The 16,514-nt window shown below is 39.5% G+C and carries 14 protein-coding genes; 1 reads left to right on the top strand and 13 read right to left on the bottom strand.

From position 1 onward, the window contains the following. Positions 1-26: 26 nt before the first annotated feature. The 13 genes from E3K36_02705 to mraZ form a co-directional block, all read right to left on the bottom strand. Positions 27-1,031 (bottom strand): D-alanine--D-alanine ligase, encoded by a 1,005-nt coding sequence (locus E3K36_02705; protein MCF6154166.1) that lies wholly within the window; start codon positions 1,029-1,031, stop codon positions 27-29. A gap of 16 nt (positions 1,032-1,047) precedes the next feature. Beyond that, positions 1,048-2,463: a UDP-N-acetylmuramate--L-alanine ligase gene (gene murC, locus E3K36_02700; protein MCF6154165.1), complete on the bottom strand. Its 1,416-nt coding sequence runs from the start codon at positions 2,461-2,463 to the stop codon at positions 1,048-1,050. A 159-nt stretch (positions 2,464-2,622) separates the two neighbouring features. Beyond that, positions 2,623-3,747: an undecaprenyldiphospho-muramoylpentapeptide beta-N-acetylglucosaminyltransferase gene (gene murG / locus E3K36_02695; GenBank protein ID MCF6154164.1), complete on the bottom strand. Its 1,125-nt coding sequence runs from the start codon at positions 3,745-3,747 to the stop codon at positions 2,623-2,625. A 121-nt stretch (positions 3,748-3,868) separates the two neighbouring features. Beyond that, positions 3,869-5,071: a putative lipid II flippase FtsW gene (gene ftsW, locus E3K36_02690; protein MCF6154163.1), complete on the bottom strand. Its 1,203-nt coding sequence runs from the start codon at positions 5,069-5,071 to the stop codon at positions 3,869-3,871. 13 nt (positions 5,072-5,084) lie between these two features. After that, complete coding sequence (locus E3K36_02685; protein ID MCF6154162.1) at positions 5,085-6,161, bottom strand: phospho-N-acetylmuramoyl-pentapeptide-transferase; 1,077 nt, start codon at positions 6,159-6,161, stop codon at positions 5,085-5,087. Between the two features lie 28 nt (positions 6,162-6,189). Continuing rightward, a complete protein-coding gene (locus tag E3K36_02680; protein ID MCF6154161.1) occupies positions 6,190-7,911 on the bottom strand; it encodes a response regulator in 1,722 nt (573 codons plus the stop codon). 41 nt (positions 7,912-7,952) lie between these two features. Next, positions 7,953-9,329: a UDP-N-acetylmuramoyl-tripeptide--D-alanyl-D-alanine ligase gene (locus tag E3K36_02675; protein ID MCF6154160.1), complete on the bottom strand. Its 1,377-nt coding sequence runs from the start codon at positions 9,327-9,329 to the stop codon at positions 7,953-7,955. 17 nt (positions 9,330-9,346) lie between these two features. After that, positions 9,347-10,816 carry a UDP-N-acetylmuramoyl-L-alanyl-D-glutamate--2,6-diaminopimelate ligase gene (locus tag E3K36_02670; GenBank protein MCF6154159.1) on the bottom strand — a complete coding sequence of 490 codons (1,470 nt, stop codon included), beginning with the start codon at positions 10,814-10,816 and terminating at the stop codon, positions 9,347-9,349. Positions 10,817-10,855: 39 nt separating this feature from the next. Then, complete coding sequence (locus tag E3K36_02665; GenBank protein ID MCF6154158.1) at positions 10,856-11,101, bottom strand: hypothetical protein; 246 nt, start codon at positions 11,099-11,101, stop codon at positions 10,856-10,858. 126 nt (positions 11,102-11,227) lie between these two features. Next, positions 11,228-12,946, bottom strand: a complete 1,719-nt coding sequence (locus tag E3K36_02660; protein ID MCF6154157.1) for a penicillin-binding protein 2 — start codon at positions 12,944-12,946, stop codon at positions 11,228-11,230. Between the two features lie 248 nt (positions 12,947-13,194). Further along, the gene (locus E3K36_02655; GenBank protein MCF6154156.1) at positions 13,195-13,557 is read right to left on the bottom strand and encodes a hypothetical protein; all 363 of its coding nucleotides are present in this window, start codon (positions 13,555-13,557) and stop codon (positions 13,195-13,197) included. 1 nt (position 13,558) lies between these two features. Further along, positions 13,559-14,458 (bottom strand): 16S rRNA (cytosine(1402)-N(4))-methyltransferase RsmH, encoded by a 900-nt coding sequence (gene rsmH / locus E3K36_02650; GenBank protein MCF6154155.1) that lies wholly within the window; start codon positions 14,456-14,458, stop codon positions 13,559-13,561. A 12-nt stretch (positions 14,459-14,470) separates the two neighbouring features. Further along, positions 14,471-14,959: a division/cell wall cluster transcriptional repressor MraZ gene (gene mraZ / locus E3K36_02645; GenBank protein ID MCF6154154.1), complete on the bottom strand. Its 489-nt coding sequence runs from the start codon at positions 14,957-14,959 to the stop codon at positions 14,471-14,473. A 292-nt stretch (positions 14,960-15,251) separates the two neighbouring features. Between mraZ and queA the strand changes: the two genes are divergently transcribed. Continuing rightward, a complete protein-coding gene (gene queA / locus E3K36_02640; GenBank protein ID MCF6154153.1) occupies positions 15,252-16,331 on the top strand; it encodes a tRNA preQ1(34) S-adenosylmethionine ribosyltransferase-isomerase QueA in 1,080 nt (359 codons plus the stop codon). Positions 16,332-16,514: the final 183 nt, after the last annotated feature.

Genomic DNA, 16,514 nt, shown 5'->3' with positions numbered 1-16,514 from the left:
CCTTGAGATGAAATATATTCTTTTGGTTAATTTTGTATTGCTTCATCGACACTTACCAGTGTACTCCGGAAAGCAAGATCCACAATTTTTTCACATAAAGAAGAGAAGGATATACCTGCCGCCCTCGCAGCCTTGGGCAGCAAGCTTTTTTTAGTAAAACCAGGAATTGTATTCACTTCTAATAAAGAGAACTTATTTTGGTCGCCTAATAGCATGTCAACCCTCGAAAAACCTCTGCAACCAAGTATCTTATGCGCATTTAAAGCCAGTTCTTGTGCTTCGTCGTACTGGGAAGGCAGGAGAAACCCGATATTACGGAAGGTGTTATCAGCCTCATCACTATTCTCTCCTGGGGTTATTTTTACAATCAGGTATTCTGTTCTAGTATCCTTGTATTTCGCATCATAATTAAAAAATTCCATTGCCGGTTTGATCTCAATAATGGGCAATGGCTTGTCATCTAATATACCAACAGTGAATTCCCTCCCTTTTACGTATTTCTCTATAATCACCTCATATCCAAATTCGAATGCCTTTTCTAAAGCTGCTTGAAGATTGTTAATATCTTTCACAAGTGTTATGCCTATGCTGGAGCCATTCCTTGTGGGTTTTAACACTAATGGTAACCCGAGTCTCATTACTTCGTGCTGTATCTCAATCGATTCCCGGAATTCTGTTACAGTAATATACTCTGGCGTTCTAAGACCCGCGTCGATAAAACATTTTTTTGTTGCTAATTTATCCATGGCAAGCTTACTGGCGTTGACACCGGAACCTGTGTATGGAATCCCTTTTAATTCCAAAAGTTGTTGTACTCCCCCGTCCTCACCGAAATATCCATGTAAAGCAATAAAAGCAACATCTATTTCTTTGTGATCTAATTCCTCAATCTTCTCGTCTTTCACATCAATGCAGGAAACATTAAACCCTGCATCCACTAATGCCTTTGCCACTGCATTACCAGAACGCAATGAAATTTCACGTTCAGGAGATACTCCCCCCATCAAAACAGCAACATTTTTGGGTTTCATCTCACACTCTCCTTTTTTAAAATCTTGAAGCTAAATCGTAAGCAACTTTCCACACATCACCAGCACCCATAGTCACAACAACATCTCCGCGTTTCACACTTGAAGAAAGAACATGCACAATATCGCACAATTGCGGAATATATCGGATATCCACACCTGCATTACGGGTCTCTTCATATAACTTCACTGAATTCATTGCAGTTTTTTCATAATCATTATCACGTGCAGCGTAGATATCCGCAAGGATTACTTTGTCGGCATTTTGAAAAGATTTTGTGAATCCCGTCAACAAATGGCGTGTTCTGCTATATTGATGGGGTTGAAATACGCACCATATCCTCTTTTCGGGATAAAGTTCCCGCGCCGCCTTCAATGTAACGCGTATCTCTGTAGGATGATGAGCATAATCATCGATTATCGTAATGTCATTTTTAACACCAATAATTTGAAACCTCCTATTCGCTCCAGTAAAGGATGCTAATGCAGCTTTGATGGAATCTCTATCCACTCCTATAAATGTACATACGGCAGTTGCTGCCAGTGCATTTAACACATTATGCGCCCCTGGCATTTTTAACAGAAAGTCATCAAAAAATTTGCCGTTTTTAAAAACTTTAAACCTGTTTATATCACTACCTCCCGAAATGATTTCACCCCGCCAATCCGAGGAGACATCAAGAGAATATGTTTCTACCTTACAATGTGCCCTTTTCACTGCAACAGCTATATTATCATCCCGATTATTTATAACCAACAAGCCATCTTTTGAAATTGAAGATGCAAAATCACCAAAGGCATTTATTATTTTTTCAATATTTTCATAATAGTCTAAATGATCTTCTTCAATATTGGTAATTACACCCACTTGCGGGGCAAGATTTAAAAACGACCGGTCATATTCACATGCCTCTGCTACAAATAAATTCCCCTTTCCCAGATGTGCATTGCCACCAATGTCCGGCACCTCCCCCCCTATGACAAATGTCGGATCCAGCCCTGCTGTTTTTAATATCGTTGAGATCATTGCACTTGTAGTCGTCTTCCCGTGAGTACCACTGATTGCAATACCATGTTTTTCTTTCATTAATGAACCAAGTATTTGAGAATACTTTACTACCTTTATGCCCATTTTACGGGCAGTTTTAAGGTCTGGATTATCTTCAGAAATCGACGCAGATACAACCACCATGTCTGTTTCTGCCGGCATCAAACTTCCATCCTGCTTTGTATTAATCTTGGCCCCCATTTCTTCCAGCGTGGAAATCAGAGAAGACGTCTGTACATCAGAACCTGCTACGATACAACCTTCCTTTATAAGAATACGAGCAATGGCACTCATTCCAACACCACCAATACCAATAAAGTATACGCAATGCCCACGTAAAGGTCGACAATTAAACTGTTTTTCTAATGATACCTTGGACGCCTGCATCCTGTCCATACCTTCTGAAAAATCCATAGCATTGCTCCCTCTTTTGCATAAAAATCTGTATTAATCGAGATTTATCTTTTGCCCAATATCACTCCAAGTCCATTTCCATATTCTTTAGCAAATTGATGGTTCACAGAGGTCTCATTGTGAAACAGAAAGTTAGCCAACAATCAGCGCAAATTGAGTACTTTTAAGACCAATCACCCTGCATATATTATCAACAACATTTACGGCTGCATTCGGAACCCCCATTCCCCGGCTAAGCATCTTCATCCTGTCATACTTCTCTTTATTATGAAAAAGATCGGCAACAAGCTCTACAATTTTTTCAGGTGTCAAATCAAGCTGCGGTAGTAAATACCCTCCCCCATTGCTTACCAATTCCATTGCATTCCAGTATTGATGATTATCCGCTGCATGTGGATATGGTACCAGTATGGCGGGAATACCAATTGCGGTAATTTCCGCAATTGTTGTTGCACCTGCCCTACAAATAATTATATCTGCCATACTAAAGGCAGCACCCATATCATCCAAAAAACTACAAACGAATGCATCGATCTTCGTTTGTGCATATGCAGCTTTTGCGACCTCATACCCGTATTCACCTGTACAGTGAATTATTTGTAAGTCGTTAGACAATGCTTCTAATTTAGGTAAACATTTTAATATAGTCTCATTAATCGCTTGTGCCCCTTGACTTCCACCAGTGATTAGTAATGTTTTTTTAGAAGGACTTAACCCGAATTTTTCAGCAGATCGACTTCTTTGACTAAATAAAATATCCTTCCGAATTGGTGTCCCTGTTACACGGACAACCTTTGCTTTGTTAAACCATTTGATAGGTCCCCGCCAATGACAATATACCTCATCAACCAATCTTGCTAAAAACCGATTTGCCTTCCCCGGGATTACATTTTGTTCAAGTAACACTGATGGAACACCAAGCAATTTCGCAACAATAACGGGAGCAACAGATGCGTATCCTCCTAAACCAACCACAATATCAGGGTTACATTTTCTCATCACAAAGAAGGATTCAACAATACCAGCAAACATTGTACCTATAAAAGGAAAGATGTGTTTGCATGATTTCCCCCATTTTTTCGCACGTATCTGCCGATACTGAAATCCTTTCTGTTCTACGCAACGCTTTTCAAATTTCTTGTCCGTCCCCAAAAAAATAATTTCTGCCTCATGAAATCTGGAATGAATTTCTTCTGCCGTACTCAGCCCCACCATTAAATGCCCACCGGTGCCACCCCCTGCAAAAATTACTTTCATTTTTTTATTCCCCTTTTCATCGCAAAATAACGCTAGTTAAAAAATTAAACACAAATGACAGTTACAAGATCATCTCGTGTTTAAGATTCACACACGCCATAACTTATTCAAACTATCACTGCTATCGCCAGGAAAAACTGGCTATACTCGATGTAATCTTATGCCAAATCCTCACAAGTGAGAGACCATCCATTGTATCTTCCGAGGCCTCTGCTTTATCAATTGGTAAACTGGAAATTTCTCCTGTTACAGACTGTCTTGCAACATTAACCAAAATACCAATTCCTATCATTGAGAATAACAACGAAGATCCCCCCGAACTAACAAAAGGTAAAGGAATACCCTTTGTTGGCACAATGCCAGAGACAACCGCAATGTTAATAATTGCCTGTAATCCAAACATTACTGTAATCCCAAGCCCCAAAAAAAACCCAAACACATCTTTAGTTCTATGTACAATTTTTAGCCCCTGCCATAGTAATAACAAAAAGAGTGTTATAATAACTATCGCTCCAAGAAAACCAAACTCTTCACCCAAAATGGTAAATATAAAATCACTATTGCTTTCCGGTAAAAAAAAGAGTTTTTGTTTACTGCTCCCAATCCCTAATCCTGTCAAACCACCAGACCCAAGGGCAATCCACGACTGAATTATATGATACCCTGTTCCGGAGGGGTCTTTCCAAGGGTCGAGAAAGGCCGTCAATCTATCCTTTCTGTACGAAACTTCAAATAAGGTTTTGTGTATAAATGGCGCAAAAGCTATGGAAGTAAAACAAACAAAAATAATTCTGGTTCCCCCAATAATCAACATAATTAAAGACAGTATTGCAATAAATGCAGCAGTTCCGAAATCTGGTTCCTTCATCACGAGAGCACTTGTTAACGCTATAACACCGATGGGCACTATGAAGCCACACTTGAATTCAGACATGCGACTATGATTTTTTGCAATGTAACTCGAAATAAATATGATAACCGCCAACTTTGCTAATTCAGAGGGCTGAATACCCAAAATATGATTGAGCCGAATCCACCTGCGGGCGCCATTGGTAACCGTGCCTATTCCTGGTAATAACACAGCCAAAAGAAGGATGAGGGAGATAACAAGTATGGGAATACTCAATTTCTGTAAATAATGATAGTCCACCATTGACATTGCCATCAACAACACAGAGCCTACGAGTATCCACAAAAGATGCTTCATGAATTGATAACCATTTCCACCTGATCCTACAGTTGTCATATCTGTACTATACACCGCAACAATACTAAATCCCAACAGGACAACGACAACATAGATAACAAAATGCCATGGTTTCACGAATAAATCCCCTTTATAATAAGACGAAACCGAATACTGCCAACAGGGCTGCGACTATCCAAAATCTGAGGGTGATCTTCGCCTCAGGCCATCCCTTAAACTGGAAATGGTGGTGCAGGGGTGCGCAACGAAAAATCCTTTTCTTTGTCATTTTATAGAAAGAAACCTGCATAAGGACAGAAACTGCCTCTGCAATAAAGACGCCCCCTATAATAATCATTAACATCTCTTGTTTTACTATAATGGCAATGAGTCCTAATATGCCTCCCAATGTTAATGATCCTGTATCCCCCATAAAAACCTGCGCGGGAAAACAATTGTACCATAAGAATCCCAAACTCCCTCCCGCAAGTGCTGCGCAAAAAACACTCAATTCCCCGCTTCCCGGAATGTACGGAATCCTTAAATAGTTACTAAAATCAACCCTCCCTGAAATATAGGCAACAACCGCAAAAGCAATTCCCGCTATAATGCTGCACCCTATTGCTAAACCATCCAGGCCATCCGTAAGATTAACAGCATTTGACATTCCCACAACGAAAAAGGCTGCAATCAATATATAGAAAGGCCCTACATCGGGTTTAAAATCCTTAATAAAAGGAATTGCCAATTGTGTACCCCACGTAAACTTGGTAAAATGAAAATACAATATCAATCCCAAAATAAGCCCCAACGCTGATTGAAACAACAGCTTCGACACATCAGTTAACCCCGGCACATTTTTCTGCGTAAGTTTGATATAATCATCAATAAATCCAAGCACACCAAACCATATTAACGTAAACATTAATAAGAGAACATATTCATTATAGATATTACACCAAAGCAGCGTGGAAATTAAGATAGAGACAATTACGATAATTCCCCCCATCGTTGGCGTATTCTTTTTGTCAAAATGCATACGCTTGAGTTCTTCAGAATCTTTCTTTGTTGTATCCTCACCGACCTTCAACGCCCTCAGTTTCTTGATAAACCAGCGACCAAAAAGTATACTGATAAAAAAAGCAGTAAAAGCAGCCAGACATGAACGTGAGGATATGTATTTAAATATTTCCAGCGAATGTATCGAAGAAAACAAATTATAGAGCAAAACCCTTTTAACCTCTTTTTAATAGTCTTTAATTTACGAAATTCTCAGCCAGAGCATCCACAGCAACCACATTATTTTCCGGGAGAAGTATCTTTGTTTTTCCACCCTTTTTAAGATAGGATGTATTCTCCGTTTTCCTCATGAGTTTTTTGGATACGGGAAATTGCACCGTAACAATAGTGCCAACACCAAGCTCGCTATCAATAATAATTTGACCGTTGTGTCTATTAATTATTTCATATGCAACACTCATCCCCAATCCCATACCCTTGGATCCTTTTGTCGTAAAAAACGGGTCAAATACCTTCTTCTTTGTTTCTTTAGACATACCTTCACCCGTATCAAAGAAACAAACAGAAACGCGCCCCCTATTCGTCCTTGTTTGAATCGTGAGTTTTCCTCCATTGGGCATGGCATCAACAGCGTTAAACAGGATATTGGTAAAAACCTCTCTTAATTCCGAAACGTTTCCTTCTACCATAGGAGTTTTTGCAGAATCAATGTCAAGCCGTAACGTTATTCCAGTATTATTTGAGCCTCCAGACCATTTTGGCTCCGTCATTCTAACGACATCATTTACAATCTCGTTGATATTGATTGTGGTAAAATCCTTTGAAGTACAAATTCCTGTAAATTCCTGGACCCTTCTCACGGCATCGCTTCCGTCTAATACCAGTTTTTCAATAGTTTGCAAACGTTCACAAATTGCAGCATCGACATTCCGGGAAAGTAACATTTGGATATGACCGAGAATACCGCTCAGTACATTATTAAAATTGTGTACTACACCAGTAGCTAATTCAACCACTGTCCTTAATTTTTCAGATTGCGTCAATTGCAATCTCGTAGACTCTAAATTTTCAGAAAGAAAGGCATTATCGAGGATATTCGCAATAATATATGCCACCGCTTTCAAAAACTTTAGTGTACTTTCATTGAAGAATTTATCCTCTCGAATACTTCTTAAGAAAAGGATTCCGATGACATTTTCTTTCAATAGAATAGGAATAGCAATACTTGTGTTATCCTTCAGAGACTTTATTTGCTCCTGTGCGTTCTTCATTACTGGATTATGAAAAATAGAGCGGACAATTACTGTATCTTTAATTTCCAATGCTTTCCTTATCTCTGGATAATTGTCGAGCATTATTTCGGAATGTATGTCCCGGACATTATGAGAAGCTATTAACCTGGCAAATTTCTCAGTACAAGCCACACGGAAGACAGAACAACAAGTAGCATCCGTAAGGACAGCAATTTTTTTAACAATGGTATGCAGAATTTCCTTGCTACTTTGCGTAGAGGATGCGGTTTTTAACATTTCCAGAATCGTTTCAGAGTCAGATTTGTTTGTATCGAATAATCTTACACCACTCTTCTGCTCAAGAATTCGATAGACACGGTATTGTAATTCACTCAAATTCAGTGGTTTGGTGATCACATCATCTACTGCCAGCCGGGTATAATTGAGGCAACAGAAGCCATCCGTACTATTTATCACTGCCATCATACCCGGTATGTTACCGGCAGAGACTCTCATTAAAGAAATGAATTCAGATATCTTTACCCCTAAAGAATCGCAATCAAATAAGACCAGATCTGTTATAGTATTTTGAATTTTTGCAAGTGCTTCTTTAGCATCAAAAGCAAAATCCACATCATATATATCTTTTTTTAGTATATTTCGTATGCTGTAAGAAAGGATATTATCTCTTTCTACCAACAACACCCTTTTCCGTTTATCCATCATATTGTTTCCTTATCAAAAACAACTATGGATTCATAAACGCTTTATGAAAATTTCCTGAACTTCTCAATAATATTTTCCATATGCATACCTCTGGAACCTTTGATTAATACCATATCATTTTCTCGCAGTTCATGCATTTCGGATACTGTAATGTCCGTAACATCCTTGAAGCTAACGACTCGTTTTTCAGGCATCCCTGACAATTTTGCAGCCTTTGCAATTTCAGATGCACGTTCTCCTACCGTCCATAACAAATCAATATTGTGATGAGCCACTGTTTCCCCAATTTCTCTGTGTAACAGAAAAGACTCATCTCCTAACTCCAGCATATCTCCACAAATAAACACCTTTCTCCCCGTTGTATCAATTTCATTCAGATATTCCAGGGCCGCATGCACAGACGCAGGATTTGCATTGTACGCATCGTTAATGAATGTAATATTTCCAATGCGCTGTTGCTCAATCCTCATTTGGGGTAGTATGAAGGAAAAAAAGGCATCTTTTAGGTCGTAAATGTTATGCCCCAGTGCATGGCACACCGCAAATGATGCTAAACAGTTATGAATATTATGATACCCCGGAATTGGAAAATAAATCTCAAGGTTTCCATTAATTACGAAAACATAACCCCTGTATTTTTTCTTTACGTCAGTACAGCGTACAGATGCTTGAGGATTAAAACCAAAACTTACCGCATTCCCCCCGAATCCGCTGGCAATCTTAACACACCATGGATTATCAGCGTTATACACGAATACTCCGTCTTTCCGGAGATTTTTTACTATTTCCCCCTTTGCCAAAGCAACCCCTTCAATACTTCCAAGACCTTCAAGATGCGTTTTTGAAACATTAACAATTACAGCAACATCAGGGACACCAATTTCAGATAAACGCCGAATTTCTCCAAGGGCATTTGTACCCATTTCAAGCACGCCGTATCGATGTCTATTTTCTATTTCAAATATCGTTACCGGTACCCCAATAAAATTATTAAAACTTTTTTGTGATTTTACTGCAGAACCAAAACGAGACAATAAGTGATATGTCATCTCTTTCGTAGTAGTCTTGCCATTACTCCCCGTAATCCCGATAATTTTCGTTTCCAATTTTTGGCGATAATACTTTGCCAGGTCACCCAAAGCCGTTACTACGTCCTTTACCCGAATTATTGGAATATTCTCGCGTCCAAAATCCAGTTTCATTTCACTTGAAATAACTGCGCCTATTGCTCCGGCATTCATTGCCTGCGTAATAAACTGATGACCATCAAACCGCTCTCCTTTGAGCGCAAAAAACAAATCGCCTTTCTGGATATTTCGGCTATCAGTGGATATACCTTTTACCTTTGTACTTTTATCGGCGCATACTATATGCCCGCAGACCGCATTTACCACTTCAGCAAGAGATAACACTTCCATTCTGTTGTTTTACCCATTTAAATATGTGATACCATATTGTCTTGTAAGATTTGCCTTACAATCTCACGGTCGTCAAAGGGAATTATGGTACCTTTTGATATCTGATATTGTTCGTGACCTTTTCCTGCAATAATTACAACGTCACCCTTTTTTGCTTCTGAAACAGCCTCTCCGATGGCAATTTTCCTATCGGCCTGCACCCGGAAACAACCTTGCTTCCTTATGCCTTTTTGAATTTCCTGTATAATACTATGAGGGTCTTCGGAACGGGGATTATCACTTGTTATCCAGAAAAGGTCTGAGTATTTCTCTGCAATATGCCCCATCTTGGGTCTTTTTTTTCTATCCCTGTCTCCGCCACATCCAAAGACCAGTATAATACGCCCTGCCGTTATCTCCCGCAGGGTGCTCAGAACAACCTGCAACGCTTGATGTGTGTGGGCAAAGTCAATATAGATATGAAAATCCTGTCCACAGTCAATTTTTTCCAGACGACCAGGTACTACACTTAGCGATTCAATACCCATTTTTATTGTGTCAATTTTTAAGCCCAGTGCCAAAGCATTTGCAGCCGCTGCCAACACATTATAAATATTATGTTTACCTGCCAATTTTATGTTAATAAATATTTTCCCCCAGGGGGAATTAAGTAAAAGTCTTGTTACATCTGCATCCATATGTATTATTTCGGCTGTCACATCCGCATTTTTTTTCTTTATACCATACCAAACCACTTGTGACTTTGTGCGCTCGGCAAAATGCTTACTCGCATTGTGATCGGCATTCAGGATGGCAAACGCCTGTGCACCTAATCCTTTTATTAGTTTCAATTTTTCTGTTCTATAATTCCTTATATTTACATGATAGTCAAGATGCTCGATGGATAAATTCGTGAAGATTGCGGAACTAAAACGAACCCCATCCAATCGGTGCTGAGAGAGGGCGTGTGAGGATGCTTCTATTATTGCGTATTTTATACCGGATTTAAGCATTTCACAGAGATAACTCTGTATTTCAACTGACTCAGGAGTTGTTTCCTGTGCCGGCAAAACCCTTTCCCCTATCTGGTATTGAATTGTGCCAATCAGTCCCGCCTTATTCCCAGAAGCCTCAATGATTGATTTCGTAAGATACGAAGTGGTTGTTTTACCGTTTGTTCCAGTAATACCGACCACTGTCATGTGGGAAGAAGGTTCGCCATAAAAACGGCAACTCAGTGCCGCAAGGGCATAGCGTGTATTTGACACAATGATCTGGGGTATTCGTGAAGTCAGATCGATTTTTTCCCCTACAACAAGGGCGACAGCTCCTTTCTCTATTGCGCCGATAATAAAATCATGTCCGTCCACCCTATGACCTTTAATGGCAACAAACAGATAACCCCTTTTTATTTTGCGTGAATCATGTGTTATCCCACACACTTCCTTTTCCACAAAATCACAATATTGCTGATCTTTCAAACAAGAACAGAGTTCACTCAATTTCATAGACCGTTTCTTTGCTTTCTGTAAAATCCCCTTGCTTTTCTAACGTGAAAAACAGTTTATTTTCAGTGTCGCATCAAAGCCCTGCGTTTTCTTCCCTTTTGCTTGGACAATCCGTTCGTATAAATGCCTCGTTCTGTTAACCTTATCTACTTCCTCAGCATATTCCTTTAAAAGCCTATCCAGGATTTCCCGATTATGAGTTCGGGCCATTTCAAGCTCTTTTTCAGTAGCATACAAACTGTACCACAAGATGAAATTCTGTTTTTCAATTTCTTTTTGTGTCATCTTTCCCTCCTCAACTCTGCCCATAACATAGCAGGACATGAAAATACTTTATCACACAATCTCATGTTTTTTCAAGCCATCGAGGTACTATTAACCTCCTTTCCGTAGAATATCCATAAGATACAACTATTGCATTGCCATTTTAAATCCCGAGGGTTCCACACCAAGATAAACTAGGGATCGTCTCATGATTTCTCCTACAACGGGGGCTGCTACAGTGCCGCCATAATATTCACCATTCTGTGGTTCATTAATCATAACTAACACACAGAGACGGGGGCGCTCTGCTGGAGCATAGGCAATAAAAGAGCCCACATATTTTTCATGGGAGTATCGTCCCCCTTCACCATGAATCTTCTGTGACGTACCCGTTTTTCCAGCAACATCGTATTCCAACAGGTTTGCATTTCTCCCTGTGCCTTCTGTAATAACCTTCATCAGTATGGGATTCATTATATTTCGCGCAACGTTTGCACTCATTACACGCCTGACTAGTTGCAGAGACTGAAGTTCTTCTCCTGTTTGATTTCCATTTTTTATTATTGATTTTACAATTTTTGGTCTGAGCAACAGTCCACCATTTGGAATGCTACAAAAAGCCGTAATAAACTGGAGGGGGGTAACTGCTATCTCGTGACCTATGGAAACAGATATCAGGGAGTATTTTCTTGACCACTGTTTCAAAGGACGAAAGATACCACCTATCTCCCCCGGCAATTCTATTCCTGTTCTTTCTCCAAAATTGAATTGCCGAAGATATTGGTGCATCTTTTCATTCCCCATAAGTATACCAATCTTGGCCATTCCTATATTACTCGAATGAGCAACAATTTCAGAAGCAGTAAGATTCCCATATTTATGGGTATCATGCAGTATTCTCCCTTCTATTTTACCACAACCATTTTCGCAAAAAAACACATCATCTGGTCTTGCCAGACCATGCTCAAACGCACCTGAAATCACAAGGGGTTTCATTAACGAACCAGGCTCATAATAATCGGTAATAGCTAGGTTTCTTCTGGCATTTGGAGAATATTTTTTGAAATGATTCGGATCAAACGTAGGATAGTTGGCCATGGCCAATACTTCACCTGTCATTGGATCCATAACAATCGCCGTTGCGGAGAAGGGTTTCCATTTTTTCCGGGCAATTTCCAATTCTTCCTCAGTAATATGCTGAATATTAGCATCAATCGTCAATACAACATTATTCCCATGACGTGGCAATTGTACTTCTGCATCCGGCGTTATAATCTGGCGTTGCAATGCATCCTGAGCAATCAATTTATATCCTGATTTCCCGGACAGTATATTATCAAACGACCGTTCGATCCCCTCGAGTCCCCTCTCGTCAATGTTGGTAAATCCAAGAATATGACTGCCTAGCTGTTCATTGGGATAAAAACGGTGATACTCATGTTTTATGTAAACCCCTTTTAAAGACAATTTTGCAACCGCACCAAGTTCTTCATCACTAACCTTCCGTTTAATCCAAACAAACCGTTTATCTTTACTCAGCAGTTTGACTATTTTTGATGAGTTAAGTTTCAGTACCTTGCTCAAATGATATGCTACCGAAGAGGCATCTTCAATTTCAGCGGGGTCGGCATAAACAGAACCAACTTGCAAAGATTCGGCGAGCTTGCTTCCATTCCTGTCTAAGATGGCACCTCTTCTCGCAGGCAATTCAATTTTTTTGCATTGTTGCACTTTCGCAAGTTTAAGGTATTTGTCATGTTCAACGAGCTGAATACGCCCTAGATGAACAGCTAGCGCGATAAAAATTCCAATGAGAAAAATGCCTGTTATATTCGCCCAAAATTTGTGTTTTTTTAAAGGCATCACGTTGACAATTCCATAAAGGTATTTATGAAACCCCTATAATCATTTAACAAACAAATTTTTACGGACGCTTTCGAGACAAAAACATCTTTGCCCCGAAAGCATCCGGGAGGAGGGCTTAACAGAACCGGAAAAAACAATTGCTTTACAATGCATGAAAAGCAACCTTTCATATTGCAGTTAGGGGGCAGACTCCTTAGATAACTGTCATCAGCAGGAGATGGCTTTTAGCTGCCTGGATACGGAGAAATTTAATAATGCAGCGAGCAACAATTTAATAACGGTCTCTTTTGGGTATATAAATCCTTATTCTGGTTCCCCTTCATCGTCTTCTCTTTCAGTTTTATTTGACCAGCCACCATTGTTCCTGATAAATCCTCTTGAAGAATAAGAGGTAGCTTTAATGACTGCACCTTAGAGACAATATTTTCAGGCTTTTTTAACCGACCGACATAATAGTTCAGTTTTCTATTCGTTTCCGATAACTCATCACAATTCCTTTGCAGTTTAGCCACCTGGTACCCTATCTCTATAATCTTATTTCTCTCCCACACCACAAACACGGCCATTGCAATTGCAATGACAAACATTACCAATATCCTCGACACACCCATATTAAATCCTTTCTGCTGATCTTAGTTTTGCGCTCCTGCACCGAACATTTCTTTCTATCTCAACCACAGTGGGAGTTACAGGCTTTTTCGTGAGTATCTTGAATATCTTCTGGTTCGCCCTTTCTACAAATTTATTCTTTACGATCCGGTCCTCAAGAGAATGAAAACTTATAATCACAATACGAGCACCCACTATCATGTAGTGATGAATCTTATCCAAAAAAACCTCTAAACCTTCCATCTCCTTATTTACAGCTATCCTCAGCGCCTGGAATACCCTTGTTGCAGGATGAATTTTGCTTTTCCCTCTCGGGACAACCCGTTCAATTACAGAAGCCAGTTGTCTCGTCGAAGTAATGCCTACCGCCTCTACTTCTTTTCGTATAGCCCGTGCAATCCTTCTTGACCACCTCTCTTCCCCATATCTTTTCAATAATTCTTCCAATCCCTTTTCAGAAAGTCTCTGGATTAAATCTTGAGCAGTACCCGCCCGAGATCGGTCCATTCTCATATCCAGCGGACCCTCTTTTGAGAAACTGAAACCCCGATCCGCCTGATCAAACTGCAAAGAAGATGCTCCCAAATCAAGTAACACACCATGAACCATATCAACACCTGCCTGCCGCAACACTTCGTCAACATCGGAATAATCCGCATGGTAGAGTTTAAAAGAACATTCTCTTTTCGATAAATATTGTTTTGCTATCTGCAAAATTTCCATGTCCTTATCAATGCCAATTAACAAGCCATCCGGGCTTATTTTGTTCATAATTCTGCTTGCGTGCCCTCCGTTTCCCACAGTACCATCTAGAATGATTTGTCCCGGTTGCGGACACAGGTAATCTAACACTTCTTCAACCATCACAGGTTCGTGAAGAAGGTTATTTATCGTATTATCCATTTCACCTAACTTTTATAACGGCGGAGGCTGTATTTGCCCTACCTCAGTGGAAGGGAAACCCAATTGGAACAAATCTTCTGCGATCTCTTCGAATCCCTTGTTATGTTCAGACTCAAAGTCTTTCCAGGCTTTTTCATCCCAGATCTCAATCCGGCTACTTACTCCTACAATCACCACATTCTTTTGGATCTTGGCAATTTCTTTTAAATACTGCGGGATCAGTATACGTCCTTGCTGGTCACAATCGGGAATTTTCTGTGCTTTGGAAAAGAAAAGGCGCTGGAACTGCCGCGCCTTTTTATTCGTAAAAGAGAGTTGTTCAATCCTAAAGACGACACTCTGCCATACCTTGGGTGTGTACATGAACAGACATGTATCGAGTCCTCGAGTTATGAAAAACCCCTTACCTTCCTTCTCCATATCAATGCTATCACGAAGAGAGGCTGGTATGGCCAGTCTATTCTTGTCATCAATCGTATGATGGTACTCACCGGTGAACATTTTGATTCCCCACTTTTCACCACTCGATACCACTATCGGCTATGACAATAAACTTTTTTATTAAATTGTCAAGAAATATTTTTATTGCCCTTTTTAATCACAGTTAACGGTATATCCTTAGTATCCAAATTATTGTAACATTTCAACGAAAGAATACCATATATGGTGCTGTGATCCCCGGAAGACTTTTCTCTAAAATATGTAAATATTTTAGAATACTATTTTTCAATTTATAACATTTATACAACTTGATTATATTTCCAAAACATGTTATGATCTTTCAGACAAGCGAATGAATGTTACCGTATCTAAACCAGTTAAATTTTCTACCAAAATATCTGACTACAATTACCATCTTCCTTGGGAATTAATCGCGCAGCAACCATCGGGAAACCGTGAAGATGCGAGACTGCTGATATTGCATAAAAATACCGGCAAGGTTGAGCATCGTAAATTTCGCGAAATTACCGAATATCTTTACCCTGGAGATTTATTAGTCCTGAACAATACAAAGGTAATACCTGCACTTATAACAGGGAAAAAAATCAGTGGTGCTTTTCTTGAATTATTACTTACTGAGGAGATAGGAAAAAACCAATGGAAGGCACTAATTAAATCAAATGCTAAATTAAAAATAGGCGAAGAGATTTATATTGGGAATAACATAATCCTTGCAAAGCTGCTCGATAAAGCAGAAGATGGTTCGTGGCTTATTGAATTTGACAGAAAATATGCCATAAAAGAGCTCCTGGGTCGAATCGGGAAAATGCCATTACCACCCTATATAAAACGCAATAAGCACGAAGATTCATCCCCGTCAGATTCAGATAGAGAACGATATCAGACTGTGTTTGCTCAAAAAGAAGGGGCGATTGCCGCCCCTACGGCTGGTTTGCACTTTAGTCAAAACATCCTTGAGAAGATAAAGCAAAACGGAATAGAAATAGAATTTGTTACCTTACATGTGGGAACAGGTACATTTTTACCTGTCAAAACAGACGATATCCGGGACCACCGCATGCATAAAGAATATTATGAATGCCCCCATGAAATCATTCAAAGAATACAAAAGACCAGGGAACAAAACGGGCGTGTAGTCGCTGTAGGAAGCACTTCCTGCCGTGTTCTTGAGACAATCGCCAAGACTGATAAAACACCACGATTTTCTGGTTGGGCAAATTTATTTATCTATCCTCCTTACAATTTTAAATATGTCGATGTCCTGCTCACGAATTTTCACCTTCCCAAGACCACGCTGCTCATGCTGGTTTGCGCCTTTGCGGGAAGGGAAAATATCATGAATGCTTACGAAATAGCCAAAAATAAAGGCTACCGTTTTTTTAGTTATGGTGATTGCATGATGATTATTTAATATGCCTTTTATTGCATTCATGGTTCATACCTCTAATTTTCAAATTATTATAGTTATCTCTCCAGCTACTTTTTTCTATTATTTTAAAAATTTGATTCCTCAGCGCCTTATTCTAAATCCGCGCTATATTCAATGTGTAATTAATGATAAAGTTCGATTCTTCCTTGGTAAAGCCCTAATGCT

Source organism: Candidatus Brocadia sp. (assembly GCA_021646415.1).
In the GTDB taxonomy this organism is placed as follows: domain Bacteria; phylum Planctomycetota; class Brocadiia; order Brocadiales; family Brocadiaceae; genus Brocadia.
This window is presented reverse-complemented; position numbering and strand designations above follow the sequence as displayed.